This window comes from Streptomyces sp. AHU1 (assembly GCF_045343905.1).
Classification (GTDB): Bacteria; Actinomycetota; Actinomycetes; order Streptomycetales; family Streptomycetaceae; genus Streptomyces; species Streptomyces triticiradicis.
Window position 1 is genome coordinate 7,594,188 of sequence record NZ_CP174283.1, and the last position, 24,062, is coordinate 7,618,249.

1 protein-coding gene is annotated in these 24,062 nt (G+C 74.8%); it reads left to right on the forward strand.

Features of this window, described 5'->3' with window-relative positions:
* Window positions 1-45 precede the first annotated feature (45 nt).
* A complete protein-coding gene (locus ACICHK_RS33620) occupies window positions 46-24,060 on the forward strand; it encodes a non-ribosomal peptide synthase/polyketide synthase (RefSeq protein WP_406839844.1) in 24,015 nt (8,004 codons plus the stop codon).
* The last annotated feature ends 2 nt before the right edge of the window (window positions 24,061-24,062 follow it).

Genomic DNA, 24,062 nt, shown 5'->3' on the forward strand with positions numbered 1-24,062 from the left:
CTCCTCCCCCCCCACTCCTCCCCCCACTCATGGAGGTATCCCCCCATGTCCCGTCGCGACGGCGGCTCCCTTCCCCTGACAGCGGCCCAGCGCGAGATCTGGCTCGCCGAGCAGAGTTCTCGGACGCCGATCCCGGGCTACCGCGTCGGCGAGTGCCTGGAGATCCACGGGCCGGTGGACCGGGAGCTGTTCGAGACCGCGCTGCGCCGGGTGGTCGACGAGGTCGACGCCCTGCACGTGACCTTCGTCGACGACGGCGAGGGCCCGCGCCAGGTCCTCCGGGAGAGCTGGGACTGGGCCCCGGCCCACCTCGACCTCAGCGGGGAGCCCGACCCCCGGGCGGCGGCCCTGGAGTGGATGGAACGGGACCTGCTGCGCCCGCTGGACCTCGCCCGTGACCCGCTGTTCGGCCACGCGCTGATCAAGGCGTCGCCGACGGAGTACCTCTGGTACCTGAACTACCACCACGTGGTGCTGGACGCGATCAGCAGCTCCATGCTCCGGCAGCGGGTCGGCGAGGTGTACTCGGCACTGGCCGGGGGCGGCGCCGTACCGCCCTGCCCGTTCGGCCCGCTGCGGGACCTGGTCGACAGCGACGCCGCCTACCGCGCCTCCGCCGACTTCGCCGCCGACCGCGCCCACTGGACCGGACGCTTCGCCGACCTGCCCGCCCCGACCCGGCTCACCGACACCGCCGCGACCGACCCGCACCGCGCCCTCCGGCTGGCCGGGGAGCGGGAACTGCGCCGCCCGGACGCCCTGCGGGCGGCGGCGGGACGCTGCGGCGTCCGGTGGTCCCGGCTGGTGGTCGCGGCGACGGCGCTCTACGCCCACCGGCTGACCGGCGACCAGGACGTGGTGCTCGCCCTGCCCGTCACCGCCCGCCGGGGCGCCGACCGCGACCTGACGGCGGTGCCGGGCACGATGTCCAACGTGGTGCCGCTGCGGCTGACGGTGCGGCCGGACATGCCGTGGCGCGAACTCGTCGCACAGGCGGCGCGGGAGGTCGAGACGGCCGTCGCGCACGAGCGCTACCGCAGCGAGGACCTGCTGCGGGACCTCGGCGCCTCCGGCGGCATCGGGACGGCGTTCCCGCTGATCGTCAACATCATGGCCTTCAACTCCAGGCCGAGCTTCGCCGGACATCCGGCCGACGTGCACCACTTCGTGTCCGGGTCGACCACCGACATCGCCGTCTGGGTCTTCGACTACCGGGACGGCAACCCGCCGCTGCTCCGGCTGCACGGCTCGCCGCAGACGTACGGCGACGACGACCTCGCCGCCCACCAAGAACGGCTGCTCGCGCTCCTCGACACCCTCGCGGACTGCGATCCGGACGAGCCGGTGGGCCGGATCGAACTGCTCACCACCGAGGAGCGCCGCGAGCTGACGGAGCTCGGCGCCGGGCCGGTGACACCGGTCCCGGCCGCGAGCCTGCCGGAGCTGTTCCGGGAGCACGTCCGGGCGACTCCGGACCTGGCCGCGCTGGTGTGCGGCGACCTCTCGCTGACGTACGCGGAGCTGGACGCGCGGGCCAACCGGCTGGCGCACGCCCTGATCGCCCGGGGCGCGGGCCCCGAGCGGCTGGTGGCGGTGGCCCTGCCGCGCTCGGCGGAGCTGGTGGTGGCGGTCCTCGCGGTGCTGAAGACCGGGGCCGCGTACGTCCCGGTCGACCCCGAGTACCCGGCCGCCCGGATCGCTTACCTGCTCGACGACGCCCGGCCGGCCCTGGTGGTCACCGACTCCCGCGGCGGGGACCGCATGCCGCAGGGCGGGCCCGCCGACCGGCTGGTGCTCGACGCCCCGGAGACGGCCGCCCTGCTGGCGGGTTGCCCGGCGGCCGACCCGATGGTGGCCGTCGACCCGTGCCTCCCCGCGTACGTCATCCACACCTCCGGCTCCACCGGCCGGCCCAAGGGCGTGCTGGCGACCCACGGCGGTCTGCTCGACCTGCTCACCGACCTCCTGCAGGTGCACCTCGCGCCGGTGCTGGAGGAGCGGCCGCGGCTGCGGGTGGCGCTGACCACCTCGGTGTCCTTCGACGCGTCCTGGAACCAGCTGCTCGCCCTGTTCGGGGGCCACGAGCTGCACGTCCTGGAGCACGCGACCTGGACCGACCCCGACGCCTTCGTCGACTACGCGGCGCGCCACGGACTGGACTACATCGAAGCCACCCCGTCCTACCTCCACGTGCTCGTCTCCCACGGGCTGCTGAGTGACCCGCGGTGGCGTCCCGCGCTGGTCGCGGCGGGCGGCGAGGCCGTCCCGGAGCGGCTGTGGGAGCGACTGCGGGCGGCGGAGGGAGTGTCCTGCCTCAACCTCTACGGACCGTCCGAGTGCACCGTCAACTCGGTGGTCGCGCCGCTGGGTTCGAGCCCGCGCCCGGTGATCGGCCGACCGGTCACCAACACCCGGCTGTACGTGCTCGACGGCGCCCTGCGGCCGCTGCCGACCGGTGCGGCGGGCGAGCTGTACATCGCGGGCGCGGGGCTGGCCCGGGGGTACCTGAACCGGCCGGGGCCGACCGCCGGGCGGTTCGTCGCGGACCCGTTCGGTCCGGGCGGCTCGCGCATGTACCGCACCGGGGACCTGGTGCGCTGGGACGAGGCCGGGAACCTGGAGTTCCTCGGCCGCACCGACGACCAGGTCAAGCTCCGCGGCTTCCGCATCGAGCTCGGCGAGATCGAGGCCGTCCTCGCCGAGCACCCGGGGGTCGCCCGGGCCGCCGTGGTGGTGCGCACCGAGGACGAGCCCCGGCTGGTCGCCTACGCGGTGCCCGAGCCCGGCGCCGGCGTGACCGACACCGCCCTGCGCGACCACCTGCGGGACCGGCTGCCCCGGCAGATGGTGCCGGCCGCGTACGTGCTGCTGGACGCGCTGCCGCTGACCCCGAACGGCAAGCTCGACCGGCGGGCCCTGCCGGCCCCCGGGCGACAGCCCGTCGCGCCGGGCCGCGCACCGCGCACCGCGACCGAGCACCTGCTCGTCGGGCTGTTCGCCGAGGTGCTCGGGGTGTCCGAGCCCGGCCCCGACGACAGCTTCTTCGACCTCGGCGGGCACTCGCTGCTGGCCACCCGGCTGGTCGCCCGGGTCCGCTCGGTCCTCGGCGTGGAGCTGCGGCTCGGCGACCTGTTCGACGCGCCGACGCCGGCGGAACTGGCGGCGGCCGTGGACGTCGCGGGACGGGCGCGTCCGGCGCTGGGGCGGCGCGAGCGGCCGGAGACCGTCCCGCTGTCCTTCGCGCAGCGACGGCTGTGGTTCCTGCACCGCATGGAGGGCCCGAGCGCCACCTACAACATCCCGCTGACCCTGCGGCTGTCCGGGAGCCTGGACCAAGGGGCCCTGGAATCCGCCCTGGCGGACGTGGTCGAGCGGCACGAGAGCCTGCGCACCGTCTTCCCGACGGCCGACGGGGTGCCGTGCCAGCGGGTGCTGGACCCGGAGGAGGTGCGGCCGCGGCTGCGGGTGACCGAGCTCGGCGAACGCGAGCTGCCGGAGCGGCTGGCGCGGGCGGCCCGGTACGGCTTCGACCTCGCCGGGGAGCCGCCGCTGCACGTCGAACTCTTCCGGCTCGCGGACGAGGAGCACGTACTGCTGCTGGTGGTGCACCACATCGCCGGCGACGGCTGGTCGACGGGGCCGCTCTCACGGGACCTCACGGCCGCCTACGCGGCCCGCGCCGAGGGCGGGAAGCCGGAGTGGTCGCCGCTGCCGGTCCAGTACGCCGACTACGCCCTCTGGCAGCGCGAGCTGCTCGGCGACGGCTCGGACCCGGACAGCCTGTTGAGCAATCAACTCGCTTACTGGCGTGAACAGTTGGCGGGACTTCCGGAGCAGGTGGAGCTGCCGTTCGACCGTCCTCGGCCGGTCGCGATGTCCTACCGGGGCGCCCACCTGCCGGTGCGGATCGACGCCGAGCTGCACCAGGGGCTGCGGACGCTCGCCCGTGACGGCGGGGCCAGCCTCTTCATGGTGCTCCAGGCCGGGCTGGCCGCCCTGCTGGGCAAGCTGGGCGCGGGCACCGACGTACCCGTGGGCACGCCGATCGCCGGACGCACCGACGAGGCCGCGGACGACCTGGTCGGCTTCTTCGTCAACACCCTGGTGCTGCGCGCCGACCTCTCCGGCGACCCGTCGTTCACCGAACTGCTGGGCCGGGTCCGGGCCGACGCGCTGGCCGCGTACGCGCACCAGGACGTGCCGTTCGAGCACCTGGTGGAGGCGCTCAACCCGACCCGCACACTGGCCCACCACCCGCTGTTCCAGACCATGCTCGCCCTGCAGAACGCGCCGCTCGGCACGTTCGACCTGCCGGGGCTGCGGGTGACGGCCGACCTGGTCCACACCGGGACGGCCAAGTGCGACCTGACCTTCGTCCTGGCCGAACAACCCGGCGAGGACGGCCTGACGGGCGTCGTGGAGTACAGCACCGACCTGTTCGACGAGGTCACCGTGACCGGGATCGTCGAGCGGTGGCTGCGGCTGCTGCGCGCCGTCGTCGCCGACCCCGGCCGCAGGATCGGCCGGGTGGACGTGCTGTCCGCCGACGAGCTCCGCGCGCTGCTCCCGGCGCCCACCGGCCGGAGCGGGGAGCCGTCGGAGAGCGGCCCGACCGCGCTGTTCGAGCGGCAGGTACGGGCGAACCCGGCCGCCGTCGCCCTCACGGACGGCGAAGTCGCCCTGACCTACGGCGAGTTGAACGCCCGCGCGAACCGGCTCGCGCACGCCCTGATCGACCGGGGGGTGGGCCCGGAGCAGCGCGTGGCGCTGGCCCTGCCGCGCTCGGCGGATCAGGTCGTGGCGGTGCTCGCCGTGCTGAAGGCGGGCGGCGCCTACCTCCCGGTGGACCCGGAGTACCCGGCCGCCCGGATCGCCTACCTGCTCCGGGACGCCCGGCCCGCGCTCCTCGTGACCACGAGCCGGACCGGCGACCTGCCGGGCGCGGAGGCGGTGGACCGGCTGCTGCTGGACACCGCCGACCTGGACGGGCTGCCGGACACGGACCCGGAGGTCCCGCTCGACCCCGGCCACGCCGCCTACGTCATCTACACCTCCGGCTCCACCGGCGACCCCAAGGGCGTGGTGGTCACGCACCGGAACGTGGTGCGGCTGTTCGGCACCACCGAGGAGCTGTTCCGCTTCTCCGCCGAGGACGTCTGGACCCTCTTCCACTCCTACGCCTTCGACTTCTCGGTGTGGGAGCTGTGGGGCCCGCTGCTGCACGGCGGCCGGCTGGTGGTCGTGGACCACGAGACCAGCCGCTCGCCCGGCCGCTTCCTGGAGCTCCTCGCCCGCGAGCGGGTGACCGTGCTCAACCAGACGCCGTCCGCGTTCTACCAGCTGATGCAGGCGGACGCCGAGCACCCGCGCGAACTCGCGCTGCGCACGGTGGTGTTCGGCGGCGAGGCGCTGGAGCACGCCCGGCTGGCGAGCTGGTACGAGCGGCACCCGGACGACGCGCCGCTGCTGGTCAACATGTACGGCATCACCGAGACCACGGTGCACGTCACGTACGCGGCGCTCGACCGGTCCGGCGGTGCCGCGGGCGGAATCGGCACGGCCATCGGGGACCTGCGGACGTACGTGCTGGACGCCCATCTGCGGCCGGTGGCCCCGGGCGTGCCCGGCGAGCTGTACGTCGCGGGCGCCGGCCTGGCGCGCGGTTACCTGAACCGGCCCGGTCTGACCGCCGGGCGCTTCGTGGCCGACCCGTTCGGACCGCCGGGATCGCGGATGTACCGCAGCGGCGACGTGGTGCGCCGCGCGGCGGACCACGGCCTGCACTACGTCGGCCGGGCCGACCAGCAGGTCAAGGTGCGCGGCTTCCGGATCGAGCTCGGCGAGATCGAGGCGGCGCTGGCCGCGCACCCCGGCGTCGCCCAGGTCGCCGTCCTGGCCCGGCAGGACCGGGCCGACGACACCCGGCTGGTCGCCTACCCGGTGCCGGCCGCGGGCGACGCGCCGAGTCCGGCCGAACTGCGCGCGTACCTGCGCGAGCGGTTGCCGGAACACATGGTGCCGTCGGCGTTCGTCGTGCTGGACGCGCTGCCGCTGACCGCCAACGGCAAGCTGGACCACCGGGCCCTGCCCGCCCCCGACCTCGCCCCGGCGGCCGGCGCCCGCGCGCCGCGCACCCCGCAGGAGCAGATCCTGTGCGAGCTGTTCGCCGAGGTCCTGGGCGTGGCGTCGGCCGGTGTCGAGGACGGCTTCTTCGACCTGGGCGGGCACTCGCTGCTGGCCACCCGCCTGGCCGCCCGGATCCGCGCCACGCTCGGCGTGGAGATGCCGCTGCGCACCCTGTTCGAGGCGCCGACCCCGGCCGGACTGGCCGCCGCCCTGGTGGCGGCCGGACCGGCGCAGGCCGCCCTGGCGCGGCGCGAGCGCCCCGAGACGGTCCCGCTGTCGTTCGCGCAGCGGCGGCTGTGGTTCCTGCACCAGCTGGAGGGCGCGAGCGCGAACTACCACATCTCCCTGGCCTGGCGCCTGTCCGGGGAGCTGGACCGGCGGGCCCTGGAGGCCGCCGTGGCGGACGTGACGGCCCGGCACGAGAGCCTGCGCACCGTCTTCCCGGCGGTGGACGGCGTGCCGTACCAGCGGGTGCTGGACACCGTGGCGGCCCGGCCGCGGCTGCTCGTGAGCCGGACCGCCGAGGCCGGGCTGCCGGCCGCCCTGGCGCGGGCGAAGGCCCGTCCGTTCGACCTGGCGGTCGACGTGCCGCTGCGTGTCGAGCTGTTCGAGCTGGCGGCGGACGAGCACGTGTTCCAGGTGGTGCTCCACCACATCGCCGGCGACGGCTGGTCGCTGGGCCCGCTCGCACAGGACCTGACCGCCGCCTACACGGCGCGCAGCCAGGGCGAGGAGCCGCGGTGGGCGCCGCTGCCGGTGCAGTACGCCGACTACACCCTGTGGCAGCACGAGCTGCTGGGCGACGGGGCCGACGAGGAGAGCCTTTTCGCCCGCCAGGCGGCCTACTGGACGGAGGCGCTGGCCGGTCTGCCCGAGCAGCTCCAGCTGCCCGGCGACCGCCCTCGCCCGGCGGTCGCCTCGCACCGGGGCGGTTCCGTGCGCGCCGGGCTGGACGCCGAGCTGCACCGCGGGCTGCGCGAGCTCGCCCGCGCCCACGGCACCAGTCTGTTCATGGTGCTCCAGGCAGGGCTGGCGGCGCTGCTGAGCAAGCTCGGCGCGGGCGACGACATCCCGGTCGGCAGCCCGGTCGCGGGCCGGACCGACCAGGCGCAGGACGAGCTGGTCGGCTACTTCGTCAACACCCTGGTCTTCCGTACCGACACCTCGGGCGATCCGACGTTCGCCGAACTGCTGGGCCGGGTCCGGGACACCGCGCTGGCCGGGTACGCCCACCAGGACCTGCCGTTCGAATACCTGGTCGAGGCCCTCAACCCGGTCCGGTCGCTGGCGCACCATCCGCTGTTCCAGGTCATGCTGGTGCTGCAGAACGCGCCCCGGGCCGACTTCGCGCCGCCCGGGCTGCGTGTCGCCGACGTGCCGTCGGCGTCGACCACCGCCAAGCTGGACCTGATCTTCACGATGTCCGAGCGGCACGCCGAGGACGGCTCCCCGGAGGGGATCGACGGGTCCGTCGAGTACACCGCCGACCTGTACGACCCGGCCACCGTCGAGACGATGTTCGAGCGGTGGGTCCGGCTGCTCCGCGCGGCGGTCGCCGACCCGCGGCGGCGGCTCAGCCGGTTCGGCCTGCTCACCGCCGAGGAGCGCGGTGAGCTGACGGCGCTGGGCACCGGCCCGGCGGCGCACGCCTTCACCGAGAGCCTGCCGGAGCTGTTCCGGGACCGGGTGCGCGCGACTCCGGACGTCCTCGCGCTGGTGGGACCGGAGGCGTCGCTGACGTACGCGGAGCTGGACGCGCGGGCGAACCGGCTGGCGCACGCGCTGATCGCGCGGGGCGCGGGTCCTGAGCGGCTGGTGGCGGTGGCCCTGCCGAGGTCGGCCGGGCTGGTGGTGGCGATCCTCGCGGTGCTGAAGACCGGTGCCGCGTACGTCCCGGTCGACCCGGAGTACCCGGCCGCGCGGATCGCGTTCATGCTCGACGACGCCCGGCCGGTCCTGGTGGTGACCGACGCCCGTACGCGGGACCGGCTGCCGGAGACCGGTTCCGCCGGACGGCTGGTGACCGACGACCCGGCGACGGCCGCGCTGGTGGCGGCGTGCCCGGCGACGGACCCCGCGGTGCCCGTCGACCGGGACCACCCGGTCTACGTCATCTACACCTCCGGTTCCACCGGCAGGCCCAAGGGCGTGGTGGTGACGCACGGCGGCCTGCGCAACCTGTTCGCCGGCCAGGGTCCGCTGATGTTCCGGACGGGGGAGCGGCTGCGGATGGGGCTGACCACGTCGGTGTCGTTCGACGCCTCCTGCGACCAGATGCTCGCCCTGTACGCGGGCCACGAGCTGCACGTCCTGGACGAGGCGACCTGGTCCGACCCGGACGCCTACCTCGAGTACGCCGCGCGGGCCGGTCTCGACACCGTCGGCGGCACCCCGTCCTACCTGCAAGTCCTCGTCGCGCACGGCCTGCTGGACCACCCGCGGTGGCGTCCGTCGCTGATCGGGCTGGGCGGGGAGGCCGTTCCGGAGCGGTTGTGGGAGCGGCTGCGGGCGGCCGACGGGGTGTTCTCCCTGAACTACTACGGGCCGTCCGAGTGCACGGTGGACTCGGTCGTCGCGCCGCTGGGGTCGAGCCCGCGTCCGGTGATCGGCCGGCCGATCGGGGGCGTCCGGCTGCACGTGCTCGACGCCGCGCTGCGGCCGGTGCCCGCGGGTGTGCCGGGTGAGCTGTACATCGCCGGTGCGTGCCTGGCACGCGGCTATCTGAACCGGCCGGGACTGACCGCGGGACGGTTCGTGGCGGATCCGTTCGGGCCGGCCGGTACGAGGATGTACCGCACCGGGGACCTGGTGCGCTGGGGTTCGGACCGGAACCTGGAGTTCCTCGGCCGTACCGACGACCAGGTCAAGGTCCGGGGATTCCGGATCGAGCTCGGCGAGATCGAGGCGGCACTGGCGGAACACCCGCGGGTCGCGGGGGCCGCCGTGACCGTCCGGCAGGACCGGGAGGGGGACACCCGCCTGGTCGCCTACCTGGTGCCCGCCACCGGAGCGGAGCTCCGGCCGGAGGACCTGCGGGCGCGCCTGCGCGAGCGGCTGCCCGACCACATGGTGCCCGCCGTGTTCGTCTCCCTCGACGCCCTGCCGCTGAACGCCAACGGCAAACTCGACCGGCGCGCCCTGCCCGAGCCCGAAACCGCCGTGGCGCCGTCCGGCCGGGCCCCGCACACTCCCCAGGAGCAGGTGCTGGCCGGGCTGTTCGCCGAGGTGCTGGGTGTGCCCCGGGTCGGCGTCGACGACAGCTTCTTCGACCTGGGCGGGCACTCCCTGCTGGCCACCCGCCTGGTGGCCCGGGTCCGGGCGACCCTGGGCGTGGAACTGGCACTGCGGACCCTGTTCCGCAACCCGACCGTGGCCGGGCTGGCCGCCGGTCTGGACGGCGCGGACCGGGCCCGGCCCGCCCTGAAGCGGGCGGAGCGGCCCATGGGGGCACCTTCGGCCGAAGGCCCAGGGAGGGTGCCGTTGTCGTCCGCCCAGCGGAGGCTGTGGTTCCTGCGCCAGCTGGAGGACGCCGCCTCGGTCTACAACATGCCGCTCGCGTGGCGGCTCACGGGACCACTGGACCTGGCGGCCCTGGAGGCGGCGCTGGGTGACGTCGTCGACCGGCACGAAACCCTGCGCACGGTTTTCCCGGCCGTGGACGGCGTGCCCCACCAGCGGGTGCTGGCCACCGGAGAGGCGCGCCCGAGGCTGCCGGTCACCCCGGCCGACGAGACGGACCTGCCGGAACTGCTGACGGGGGCCGCGGCGCGCGGATTCGACCTCGCGGCCGAACCGCCGCTGCGCGCCGAGGTGTTCGAGGTCTCGGCGGACGAGCACGTGCTGCTGCTGGTGATGCACCACATCGCCGGTGACGGCTGGTCGCTGGGCCCGCTGGCCGCCGACCTGGCCACCGCGTACGCGGCGCGCCGCCAGGGCGAGGAGCCGCGGTGGGCGCCGCTGCCGGTGCAGTACGCCGACTACACCCTGTGGCAGCACGAGCTGCTCGGCGACCCGGCCGACCGGGACAGCCTGTTCGCTCGCCAACAGGCCTATTGGACCGAGCGGTTGGCGAACCTGCCGGAGCAGATCCGGCTCCCCGCCGACCGCCTCCGCCCCGCGGCCCCCTCCTACTCCGGCGGCCACCTCGCGATCGAACTGGACGCCGGACTGCACGCCGGTCTCGTCCGGCTCGGCCGGGAACACGGCGCCAGCGTGTACATGGTGCTGCAGGCCGCCCTGGCGTCGCTGCTGGACAAGCTCGGAGCGGGTACCGACATCCCGGTCGGCAGCCTGATCGCGGGCCGGACCGACCAGGCCCTGGACGACCTCGTCGGATTCTTCGTCAACACCCTGGTGCTCCGCACGGACACCGGCGGCGACCCGACCTTCGCCGAGCTGCTCGGCCGGGTCCGGGAGACCGCGCTGGCCGCCTACGCGCACCAGGACCTGCCGTTCGAGCACGTCGTCGAGGCCCTCAACCCGTCCCGGTCGCTCGCCCGTCAGCCGCTGTTCCAGGTGCTGCTCGCGCTGCAGAACGTGCCCCGCACCGAGTTCGCGCTGAGCGGCCTGGGCGCCGAGATCGTCCTGGTGCGGACGCCCACGGCGATGTTCGACCTCGGCTTCCACCTGCTGGAGCGCGGCGGCACCGGCGGCCCGGCCGAGGGCATCGTCGGGCGGGTCGAGTACAGCACCGACCTCTTCGACCCCGCCACGGTGGAGGCCCTGGTCGCCCGGTGGCTGCGGCTGCTGGCGTCGGTGGTCGCCGAGCCGGACCGGCCGCTGAGCCGGATCGACGTCCTCACCGCCGAGGAGCGGCACGAGCTGCTGGCCGTACGCAACGACACCGCGCGTCCGGTGCCCGCCGCCACCCTGCCCGCCCTGTTCGAGGCGCGGGTCCGGGCGATCCCGGAGGCCCCGGCGGTGGTGTTCGAGGACACCGTGCTGACCTACCGGGAGCTGAACCGCAGGGCCAACCGCCTGGCGCACGCGCTGATCGCGCGAGGGGTGGGGCCGGAGCGGGTCGTGGCCCTGCGGCTGCCGCGCTCCGCCGAGCTGTCGGTCGCCGTCCTCGCCGTGCTCAAGACGGGCGCGGCGTACCTCCCGGTCGACCCGGACTACCCGGCCGCCCGTATCGCGTACATGCTCCAGGACTCCCGCCCGGCCGTCGTGCTCGACGACCTCGCGGCCGTCACACCGCACGGGGACCTGCCGGAGCACGACCCGGCCGTCGCCGTGGACCCGCGCCACCCGGCCTACGTCATCTACACCTCCGGCTCCACCGGCCGGCCCAAGGCCGTGGTGATGCCCGCCGCCGGGCTGCTGAACCTGCTGGCGTGGCACCACGGGTCCGTCGGCGGCGAACCCGGCACGCGCACTGCGCAGTTCACCGCGATCAGCTTCGACGTCTCGGTGCAGGAGACGCTCTCCGCGCTGCTGTACGGCAAGACCCTCGTGGTGCCGACCGAGGAGCAGCGCCGCAGCGCCGAACTGTTCGCCCGCTGGCTGGACCGGCACGGGGTCGAGGAGCTGTTCGCGCCCAACCTGGTGGTCGAGGCGCTGGCCGAGGCCGCCGAGGAGGCCGGTCTCGAACTGCCGAGCCTGCGGCTGGTCGCCCAGGCCGGTGAGGCGATGCGCCTCGGCGGTGCCGTGCGCCGCTTCCAGGCCCGGCGGCCGGGCCGGGAACTGCACAACCACTACGGGCCCGCCGAGACCCATGTGATCACCGCCTACCCGCTGCCGGCCGACCCCGCCGACTGCCCGCTGCCGGTACCGATCGGCCGACCGATCGCCAACTGCCGTGCGTACGTGCTCGATTCCGCCCTGCGGCCGGTCGCCCCCGGAGTACTGGGCGAGCTGTACCTCGCCGGAACGGGCCTCGCCCGCGGCTACCTGAACCGGCCCGGGCTCACCGCCACCCGGTTCGTCGCCGACCCCTACGGTCCGGCCGGCGCGCTGATGTACCGCACCGGTGACCTGGTGCGCTGGCGGGCCGACCGGGAGCTGGAGTTCGCGGGCCGGGTGGACCACCAGGTGAAGATCCGCGGGTTCCGGGTCGAACCGGGCGAGATCGAGGCCGAGTTGACCACGCACCCGGGGGTCGCCCAGGTCGCGGTGCTCGCCCGGGAGGACCGGCTCGTCGGGTACGTGGTGCCCACGGCCGGGACCGGGACGACCGCGGCGGCGCTGGCGGCGTACCTGCGCGACCGGGTGCCGGACCACCTGGTGCCGTCCGCGTTCGTGCTGCTCGACGCCCTGCCGCTGACGCCGAACGGGAAGCTGGACCGGGCCGCGCTGCCCGCGCCGGAGCCGGTGACCACGGCCACCACGGGCCGGGCGCCGCGCACTCCGCAGGAGCAGATCCTGTGCGAGCTGTTCGCCGAGGTGCTGGGGGTGCCGCGGGTCGGGGTCGACGACGGCTTCTTCGACCTGGGCGGGCACTCCCTGCTCGCCACCCGGCTGGTCTCGCGCGTCCGGGCGACCCTCGGCGTCGAGCTGGAGCTGCGCGGTCTGTTCCGGGCGCCGACGCCCGCCGGGATCGCGGCCGGGCTGCACGAAGCCGGCACCGCGCGGCAGGCCCTGGTACCCCGGCCCCGCCCCGAACCGATGCCGCTGTCGTTCGCCCAGCGCAGGCTCTGGTTCCTCCAGCAGTTCGGGGCGCCGAGCGCCACGTACCACATGCCGCTCGCCCTGCGGCTGTCCGGCGACCTCGACCGGGCCGCGCTGAGCGCCGCGCTCGCGGACGTGGTCGCCCGGCACGAGACCCTGCGCACGGTCTTCCCGCACACCGCCGGAGTCCCTTACCAGCGGGTGCTGGACGCCGCCGAGGCCGCCGTCCCGCTGACCGTGCGCGCGGCCGGCGAGGCGGAGGTGACCGCCCTGCTGCGCGAGGCGGCGGTACGGGCGTTCGACCTGACCTCGGAAGCACCGCTGCGGGCGGAGCTGTTCGCGCTCGCGCCGGACGAGCACGTGCTGCTGCTGGTGATGCACCACATCGCCGGTGACGGCTGGTCCATGGGCCCGCTCGCCCGTGACCTGGCCACCGCCTACACCGCCCGGCGGACCGGCGGGACTCCGGCCTGGCCGCCGCTGCCGGTGACCTACGGCGACTACACCCTGTGGCAGCACGAGATCCTCGGCGACGAGCACGACACGGACAGCGTGTTCGCCCGCCAGGTCACCCACTGGACCGAGGCGCTGGCCGGGCTGCCCGAGCAGCTGCGGCTGCCCGCCGACCGGCCGCGCCCGGCCACCATGTCGTACGGCGGCGACCTGCTGGAACTGCGGATCGACGCCGAACTGCACGCGTCGCTGGTGGAGTTGGCGCGACGCTCCGGTGCCACCCTGTTCATGGTGCTGCAGGCGGCGCTGGCGGCGCTGTACACGCGGCTGGGCGCGGGCACGGACATCCCGATCGGGTCCCCGATCGCGGGGCGCACCGACGAGGCGCTGGACGATCTGGTCGGCTTCTTCATCAACACGCTGGTGCTGCGCACCGACACCAGCGGCGATCCGACGTTCGCGGAGCTGCTGGGGCGGGTGCGGGAGACGGCGCTGTCGGCGTACGCGCACCAGGACGTGCCGTTCGAGCAGCTGGTGGAGGCGCTGAACCCGTCCCGCTCGCTGTCCCACCACCCGCTGTACCAGACCGGGCTGGTGGTGCAGAACGCACCGGGCGGCGACTTCGAGCTGCCGGGCCTGAAGGTCTCCGGGGTGACCGTGCTCACCGGGACCGCGCGGCTCGACCTGACCTTCGGGTTCGCGGAGGAGCACGGGTCCGACGGCGCGCCCGCGGGGCTCAGCGGTGCGGTCGAGTACAGCACCGACCTGTTCGACCGCTCGACGGTCGAGGCCCTGGTCGCCCGGTGGACCAGGCTGCTGGCCGCGGTCGCCGCCGCGCCCGACCGGCCGATCGGCGGGATCGACCTGCTCTCCGACGGGGAGCGCCGCGAGCTGCTGCCCGCCGCCGAGGGCGGGGCGGCCGGGGTGAGCCTGCCGGAGCTGTTCGCGGCGCAGGTGGCGGCGACGCCGGACGCGGTCGCGCTGGTCCGCGGTGATGTCGAGTTGACGTACCGTCAACTGGATGGCTGGGCGAACCGGTTCGCGCACGCGCTGATCGCGCGGGGGGTCGGGCCGGAGCAGGTCGTGGCGGTGGCGTTGCCGCGTTCGGTGGAGTCCGTGGTGGCGGTCCTGGGTGTGCTGAAGGCCGGGGCCGCGTACCTGCCGGTGGATCCGGCGTACCCGGCGGCGCGGATCGCGTACATGCTGGACGACGCCCGGCCCACGGTGGTGATCGACGACCCGGCGACGGTGACCGAGGTGTCCGCCTGGCCGGACACCGACCCCGCGGTCGCGGTCGACGTCCGGCATCCGGCCTACGTGATCTACACCTCGGGCTCGACCGGCCGCCCCAAGGGCGTCGTGGTGAGCCACGCGGGCGTGTCGGGCCTGGTGGCGGCGCAGATCGAGCGGCTCGGCGTGGCGCCGGGCAGCCGGGTGCTCCAGTTCGCCTCGCCCAGCTTCGACGCGTCCTTCTGGGACCTGTGCGGTGCCGTGCTCACCGGCGCCGCGCTCGTCCTGGCCCCGGCCGAGGCCCCGCTGGAGGCACTGACCGACCGCAAGCTCGGCATCACCCACGTGACGCTCCCGCCGTCGGCCCTGGCCGCGGTGGAGAGCGCCGACCTCACGGCCACCACCCTGGTGGTGGCGGGTGAGGCCTGCGCGCCGGAGCTGGTGGACCGCTGGGCACCGGGCCGCCGGATGATCAACGCGTACGGTCCGACGGAGACGACGGTGTGCGCGACCATGAGCGAGCCCCTCTCGCCGGGGTCGGGCGTGCCGCCGATCGGCCGCCCGGTCGCGGGCTTCCGGGTGTACGTCCTCGACGAGCGGCTGCGCGTCGTGCCGCCGGGGGTGACGGGGGAGCTGTACGTCGCCGGTCCCGGTCTGGCGCGCGGCTACCTGAACCGTCCGGGTCTGACGGCGGGGCGGTTCGTCGCCTGCCCGTTCGGTCCGGCGGGTGCGCGGATGTACCGCACGGGCGACCTGGTGCGCCGACGGACCGACGGTCGGCTGGAGTACGTCGGCCGTACCGATGACCAGGTGAAGGTGCGCGGCTTCCGGGTCGAACTCGGCGAGGTCGAGGCGGCGCTGGCCGAGCACCCCGCCGTCGCCCAGGCCGCCGTCCTCGCCCGGGACGACCGGCTCGTCGGCTACGTCGCGGCCCGTCCCGGCACGGCTTCCCCCAGCCTCCGGCCGGGGGGAACCCCAAGCCCCGCGGAGCTGGCGGCGTACCTGCGTGACCGGCTGCCCGACTACCTGGTACCGGCCGTCTTCGTCGTGCTGGACGCGCTGCCGCTGACGCCGAACGGGAAGCTGGACCGGGCGGCGCTGCCCGCCTCCGCTCCCGACCCCGGCCCGGCCGGGAGGTCGCCGCGCACTCCGCAGGAGCAGATCCTGTGCGAGCTGTTCGCCGAGGTGCTGGGCGTGCCCCGGGTCGGGGTCGACGACGACTTCTTCGACCTGGGCGGACATTCCCTGCTCGCCACCCGGCTGGCCGCGCGGGTGCGCTCGGTGCTCGGCGTGGAGCTGGGGCTGCGCGCGCTGTTCCTGGCGCCCACCGTGGCGGGCCTGGCCGGGGAACTGGCCGGAGCCGGCCACGCCCGCCCGGCACTGACCACGCACGAGCGGCCGGAGGCCGTGCCGCTGTCGTTCGCGCAGCGTCGGCTCTGGTTCCTGCACCGCATGGACGCCGCCGCCGCGACCTACCACATCCCGCTGGCGCTCCAGCTGACCGGAACGCTCGACCGGGCGGCGCTGGACGAGGCGCTGGCCGACGTGGTGGCCCGGCACGAGAGCCTGCGGACGGTCTTCCCGGAGGCCGACGGCGTACCGTGCCAGCGCGTCCTGGACCCGGCCGAGGCCCGGCCCCGGGCGGGGCTGACCGAGGTGTCGGAGGCCGAACTCTTCGATCGACTCGCCGAGTTCGCCCGACGGCCCTTCGACCTGGAGGCCGAAGCACCCCTGCGGGCGGAGCTGTTCGCACTCGCGCCGGACGAGCACGTACTGCTGCTGGTGATGCACCACATCGCCGGTGACGGCTGGTCCACCGGCCCGCTGGCGCGCGACCTGGCCGAGGCGTACGCCGCCCGGTGCGAGGGCCGCGCGCCGCACCGGCCGGCCCTGCCGGTGCAGTACGCGGACTACACGCTGTGGCAGCGCGATCTGCTCGGCGACCCCGCCGATCCGCAGAGCCGGTTCGCCGAGCAGCTCGACTACTGGAAGCGTCAGCTGTCCGACCTGCCGGAGCTGCTCCGGCTGCCCGCCGACCGGCCGAGGCCGGCCGTCGCGGGCCGGCACGGGGACCACGTCGGCCTGGAGCTGAGCCCCGAACTGCACGCCGCTCTGGTGGAGTTGGCCCGAAAGTCGGGCGCGAGCCTGTTCATGGTGCTGCAGGCGGCGCTGGCGGCGCTGTACACGCGGCTGGGCGCGGGCACGGACATCCCGATCGGGTCCCCGATCGCGGGGCGCACCGACGAGGCGCTGGACGATCTGGTCGGCTTCTTCGTGAACACGCTGGTGCTGCGCACCGACACGAGCGGCGACCCGAGTTTCGCCGAACTGCTGGACCGGGTGCGGGAGACGGCGCTGTCGGCGTACGCGCACCAGGACGTGCCGTTCGAGCAGCTGGTGGAGGTGCTGAACCCGTCCCGCTCGCTGTCCCACCACCCGCTGTTCCAGACCATCCTCGCCGTGCAGAACGCCCCGATGGGCCGGTTCTCGCTGCCCGGCCTGGACGTCACCACCTACGCGGTGGCCACCGGGACCGCCAAGTTCGACCTCGGTGTGAGCCTCGTCGAACAGTTCGCTCCGGACGGCCGCCCGGCGGGGATCGCCGGCGCGGTGGAGTACGCCACCGACCTGTTCGACCGCTCGACGGTCGAGGCGCTCGCCGGGCGCTGGACGCGCCTCCTGGAGGCGGTCACCGCCGACCCGGACCGGCCGATCGGCGGGATCGAGCTCCTCGACGCCGACGAGCGGCACCGTCTGCTGGAGCGGGGCAACGCGACCGCTCGGGAGGTGGCGGCCGTCCCCGTGCCGCAGGCGTTCGCGGCGCAGGTGGCGGCGACGCCGGACGCGGTCGCGCTGGTCCGTGGCGATGTCGAGTTGACGTACCGTCAACTCGATGGCTGGGCGAACCGGTTCGCGCACGCGCTGATCGCGCGGGGGGTCGGGCCGGAGCAGGTCGTGGCGGTGGCGTTGCCGCGTTCGGTGGAGTCCGTGGTGGCGGTCCTGGGCGTGTTGAAGGCCGGGGCCGCGTACCTGCCGGTGGATCCGGCGTACCCGGCGGCGCGGATCGCGTACATGCTGGACGACGCCCGGCCGGCCCTGATGGTCGACGACCCGGCGCTGGTGACCGAGGTGTCCGCCTGGCCGGACACCGACCCCGCGGTCGCGCTCGACGTCCGGCATCCGGCCTACGTGATCTACACCTCGGGCTCGACGGGCCGTCCCAAGGGCGTCGTGGTCGGCCACGGCGGCGTCGCGAGCCTGGTCGCCGCACAGATCGAGCGCTTCGCGATCGAACCCGACAGCCGGGTGCTCCAGTTCGCCTCGCCCAGCTTCGACGCCTCGGTGTCGGAGATCTACACCGCGCTGCTGCGCGGCGCGGCCCTGGTGCTGCCCCCGACGGCGGACCCGGTGGCCGCGCTGGCCGACCGGGACCTCGCGGTCACCCACGTGACCGTGCCCCCGTCCGTCCTCGCCGCCGTACCGGAGGGATCGGTCCTGGCGTCGACGCTGGTGGTGGCGGGTGAGGCCTGCGCGCCGGAGCTGGTGGACCGCTGGGCACCGGGCCGCCGGATGATCAACGCGTACGGTCCGACGGAGACGACGGTGTGCGCGACCATGAGCGACCCGCTCTCGCCGGGGTCGGACGTGCCGCCGATCGGCCGCCCGATCGCCAACGCCCGGGTGTACGTGCTGGACGACCGGCTGCGGCCGGTGCCGACGGGCGTGGCGGGGGAGCTGTACGTCGCGGGCGCGGGACTGGCCCGCGGCTACCTGAACCGGCCGGGCCTGACGGCCGGGCGGTTCGTCGCCTGCCCGTTCGGAACCGGTGAGCGCATGTACCGCACCGGGGACCTGGTGCGCTGGCGCAACTGGGGGCACCCCCGGCCGGAGGCTGGGGGAAGTCAGTTGGAGTACGTCGGCCGGGCCGACGACCAGGTGAAGGTGCGCGGCTTCCGCGTCGAGCCCGGCGAGGTCGAGGCGGCGCTGGCCGAGCACCCCGCCGTCGCCCGGGCCGCCGTCCTCGCCCAGGACGACCGGCTCGTCGGCTACGTCGTCCCGCGCCAGGACGAGGCCCGGGACAGCGGACTGGAAGCGGACCACGTGGGCGAGTGGCAGGACATCTACGACGCCCTGCCCATCACCCCCGAGGAAGCCGGCTTCGGCCAGAACTTCGTCGGCTGGAACAGCAGTTACGACGCGAGCCCGATCCCGGTCGAGCAGATGCGGGAGTGGCGGGACGCCACCGTGGCCCGCATCCTGGCCCTGCGCCCCCGCCGGGTGCTGGAGGTCGGCGTCGGCACCGGACTGCTGCTCTCGGGGATCGCGCCGCACTGCGAGAGCTACTGGGCGACGGACTTCTCCGCCACGGCGGTCGACGCGCTGACCGCGCAGGTCGCCCGGCGGAACGACCTGACCGGCCGCGTCGTGCTGGAGACCCGTCCGGCGCACGACACCGACGGCCTGCCGGCCGGGCGGTTCGACACCGTCGTGATCAACTCGGTGGTGCAGTACTTCCCGTCCGCCGACTACCTCGCGGACGTGATCGGGAAGCTGATGCGGCTGCTCGCCCCCGGCGGGGCGCTCTTCGTCGGCGACGTCCGCAACCTGCGGCTGCTGCGCCCGCTGGCCACCGCGGTCCAGCTGCACCGCACCGGTGCCGACGGCGACCTCGCCATGGTGCGCCGCGCGGTGGAGCAGGCCGTCAGGGTGGAGAAGGAACTCCTGGTAGACCCGGACTTCTTCACCGTCCTGCGCGAGCGCGGCACGGACATCGGCGCGGTGGCCGTGGAGGTCAAGAGCGGCCGCCACCACAACGAACTGACCCGCTACCGCTACGACGTGACGCTGCACAAGGCCCCGGTCGTTCCGGCGGCCCCGGACCGGACGACCGAGCTGGAGTGGGGGCGGCAGGTCGCCGGGCTCGACGAACTGCGCGAGCTGCTCGCCGGGCCGCCCGCGGACGTGCTGCGGATCACCGGGGTGCCCAACCGCCGGGTGCAGCGCGAGGCCGCCCTGGCCCGGGCGGTGCAGGACGACGACGGCTCGCTCACCGAGCTGCTGGAGCGGCTGCACGGCCCGCAGGAGAGCGAACTGCCCGACCCGGAGGACTTCCGGGCCCTCGGGCGGGAGTTCGACCGCTGGGTGGGCGTCACCTGGTCGGCCGGCGCGGCCGACGCCGTGGACGTCGTCTTCGCCGGCCCGGGGGCGCGGTACCGCTCCCCGGTCGAGCCGTACCGGCCGGCCCGGACCGCCGACAGGCCGCTGTCGTCGCTGACCAACCGTCCGACCGGCAGCCGGGGCACCGGCGCCCTCATCGGCGAACTCCGTGAATGGCTGCGCGGGCGACTGCCCGACTACCTGATCCCGTCGGCGTTCGTGGCGCTGGAGACGTTGCCGCTGACGGCGAGCGGCAAGCTCGACCGCCGCGCGCTGCCCGCGCCCGACCTCGGCCCGGCCGCGGCCGGGCGGGCACCGCGCACCCCGCAGGAACAGCTCCTCGCCGGGCTGTTCGCCGAGGTGCTCGGCCTGGCCCGGGTCGGCGTCGAGGACAGCTTCTTCGACCTGGGCGGACACTCGCTGCTGGCGACCCGTCTGGCATCCCGCGTCCGGGCGGCCCTCGGCGCGGAGCTCGAGGTCCGGACGCTGTTCGAGACGCCCACCGTGGCCGGCCTGGCGGCCCGCCTCGACGGCTCCGGCACGGCGCGGCCCGCGCTGACCGCCCGGCCGCGAGCCGACCTCGTGGAGTTGTCCTTCGCCCAGCGCCGCCTGTGGTTCCTGCACCGGATGGACGGGCCGAGCGCCACCTACAACATGCCGCTCGCGCTGAACCTGACCGGTGAACTCGACCGCCCGGCCCTGCGCGCCGCCCTCGCGGACGTGATCGCCCGGCACGAGAGCCTGCGCACGGTCTTCCGCGAGACGGACGGCGTGCCGTACCAGATCGTGCTGAGCGCTTCGCGGGCGTACCCGGAGCTGCCCGTGGTCGAGCTCGACGAGAGCCTGCTGACCGAGCGGCTGGCACGGACGGCACGGCGTGGCTTCGACCTGGCCGCCGAGCCGCCGGTCCGGGCGGAGCTGTACGCGCTCGCGCCCGACCGGCACGTGCTGCTGGTCGTGGTGCACCACATCGCCGCCGACGGCTGGTCGATGGGGCCGCTCTCCGGCGACCTCGCGGCCGCCTACACGGCGCGCTGCCGGGGCGAGGAGCCGCGGTGGGCCCCGCTGCCGGTGCAGTACGCGGACTACACGCTGTGGCAGCGCGACCTGCTCGGCAGCGCCGCCGACCCGGACAGCCTGTTCGCCCGGCAACTGGCCTACTGGAAGGACGAGCTGGCGGGAATCCCGCAGCAGGTACAGCTGCCCGCCGACCGGCCCCGGCCGCCGGTGGCCTCCCAGCGGGGCGGCCGGGTCGTGGTCGGACTGGACCCCGAACTGCACCGGGCACTGCGGGACCTGGCCGCCGAGCGCGGCGCCAGCATGTTCATGGTGCTCCAGGCCGGACTCGCCGCGCTGCTCACCCGGCTCGGCGCCGGCACGGACATCCCCGTGGGCAGTCCGATCGCCGGCCGTACCGACCAGGCGCTGGACGAGCTCGTCGGCTTCTTCGTCAACACCCTGGTGCTGCGCACCGACACCAGCGGCGACCCCGGCTTCGCCGAACTGGTCGGCCGGGTGCGGCAGAAGGCGCTCGCCGCGTACGACCACCAGGACGTGCCGTTCGAGTACCTGGTCGAGGTGGTCAACCCGGCCCGGTCGCTGTCGCACCACCCGCTGTTCCAGATCATGCTGGCCCTGCAGAACGCGCCGGTGGGCGAGTTCGCGCTGCCGGGACTGGAGACCGCCCACCTGGAGGCGTCGACCGGGACCTCGCGGGTCGACCTGACGTTCAGCCTGGCCGAGCGGTTCCGCCCGGACGGCGATCCCGACGGCCTGGTCGGCGCGGTGGAGTACGCCACCGACCTGTTCGAACCGGCCACCGTGGAGCTGCTGTTCGAGCGCTGGGCACGGCTGCTGCGCGCGGCGGTCGCCGACCCCGGCCGGCCGATCAGCCGGATCGACGTCATGTCGGGCGAGGAACGCCGCCGGCTGGTGTCCCGGTCCACCGGCGCCGCGTCCGAACTGCCCGAGGCCGCGCTGCCGGAGCTGTTCGCCCGTCAGGTGCGCGCCACCCCGGACGCGCCGGCCGTCGTGGCGGGCGCCACCGAGCTGACCTACCGCGAACTCGACCGGCGGTCCAACCGCCTCGCACGGGCACTGGTCCGCCGGGGCGTACGGCCGGAGACACCGGTCGCGGTGCTGCTGGACCGCTCGGCGGACCTGGTCGTGGCGCTCCTGGCGATCATCAAGGCGGGCGGCGCCTACGCGCCCCTCGACGCGCGCTTCCCGCAGTCCCGGATCGACCTGATCCTCCGGGAGGCCGGGGCCGCGCTGGTGCTCACCGAGGAGGTGCTGGCCGCGCTGATCGACGGCGAACCCGACTCGTCCGACGTCGGAGTACGCTGCGACCAGCGGCAGTCGGCGTACGTGATGTACACCTCCGGCTCGACCGGCCGGCCGAAGGGCGTGGTCGTCACCCACCGCGACGTGGTGGGCCTCGCGCTCACCCCCGAGTACCGCGGCGGCGGACACGAGCGGGTGCTGATGCACTCCCCGACCGCCTTCGACCTCTCGACCTACGAACTGTGGGTACCGCTCCTCAACGGCGGCCGGATCGTGGTCGCACCGCCCGAGCGGCTCGACCTCGACCTGCTGCAGCACACGATCAGCACGCACGGGGTGACCGGGCTGTGGCTGACGGCCGGCCTGTTCCGCCTGGTCGCCGAGGAGCGGCCGGGTCTGCTCGCGGGGGTCCGCGAGGTGTGGACCGGCGGTGACGTGGTCTCCCCGGCCGCCGTCGCCCGGGTGCTGGAGGCCTGCCCCGGCATCGAGGTGGTCAACGGCTACGGGCCCACCGAGGCCACGACCCTGGCCACCCGCCACCCGGTGCACGGCCTCCCCGAGAACGCCGCGACCGTGCCGATCGGCGGACCGATGGCGAACATGCGCGCCTACGTGCTCGACGAGCGCCTGCGCCCGGTGCCCACGGGCCTGGTCGGCGAGCTGTACCTCGCGGGGACGGGAGTGGCCCGCGGCTACCTCGGCCGGCCCGGTCTGACGGCGGAGCGCTTCACCGCCGACCCGTACGGACCGCCCGGGAGCCGGATGTACCGCACCGGCGACCTGGCGTGGTGGCCCGCCGAGGGCACCCTGGAGTTCGCCGGACGGACCGACCACCAGGTCAAGCTCCGCGGCCTCAGGATCGAGCCCGGCGAGATCGAGGCGATCCTCGCGGGCTGCCCGGGCGTCGCCCAGGCGGCCGTCGTCGCCCGCGAGGACCGGCCCGGCGACAAGAGGCTCGTCGCCTACCTGGTGCCCACCCCCGAGGGCGCGCCCGAGGCGGCCGAGCTCTCCGGGCGACTGCGCCGTGACCTGCCCGACTACATGGTGCCGTCGGCGTTCGTCACCCTGGACGCACTGCCGCTGACCGCCAACGGCAAGCTGGACCGGGCCGCCCTGCCCGCCCCCGAGTACGGGACGACGGGCACCGGCCGCGGCCCCCGGACGCCGCGGGAGCAGCTGCTGTGCGACCTCTTCGCCGAGGTGCTCGGCCGGGAACAGGTGCGCATCGACGACAACTTCTTCGATCTGGGCGGGCACTCGCTGCTGGCCGCCCGCCTGGCCTCCCGCGTCCGCGAGACCCTCGGACTGGAGCTCGGCCTGCGCATGCTCTTCGAGGCGCCGACCGTGGCCGGTCTCAGCGAGCGCCTGGTCATGGACGACCCCGCCGACGCGCTGGACGTGGTGCTGCCCCTGCGCTCGACCGGGACCGGCACACCGCTGTTCTGCGTCCACCCCGGTGGCGGCATCAGCTGGTCGTACAGCGGACTGCTGAACCACATCGGTCCCCAGCACCCGGTCTACGCGATCCAGGCGCGCGGCCTCGGCCGCCCCGAACCCCTGCCGACGTCCGTCGAGGAGATGGCGGCCGACTACGCCGACCAGATCCGCAAGATCCAGCCCGAGGGCCCGTACCTGCTGCTCGGCTGGTCCGCCGGCGGGCTGATCGCCCACGCGCTCGCCTGCGAACTGCAGGCCCGCGGCGAGCGGACCGGGCTGCTGGCCATCCTCGACGCCTACCCGGTGAAGGACGTGAAGTTCGAGGAGATGCCCGTGCCCACCGAGCGGGACGTGCTCGTCGGCGTGCTCGACGTCGACCCGGACGAACTGGGCGACCGGGAACTGACCTACGCCGAGGTCGCCGAGGTCCTGAACCGGCGGGGCAGCGCGCTGCAGGGCCTGACCGAGCAGCAGATCGAGGTCATCGTCCACATCATGATCAACAACGCGAGACTGGCGGTCGACTTCGTCCCCGCCCGCTTCGACGGCGACCTGCTGCTGTTCAACTCGACGATCGACCGCGACGGGGACGACGCCGGGCCCGCGACCTGGCGCCCGTACATCGCGGGCCGGATCGAATCGCACGAGATCACCACCCGGCACAACCGGATGACCGAAGCCGGCTCGCTGGCCCAGATCGGCCCGATCCTGGCCGCCCGCCTCGCCGAGGCCACCGGTGACACCACCCTTTCCCACCAGGAGGACTGACC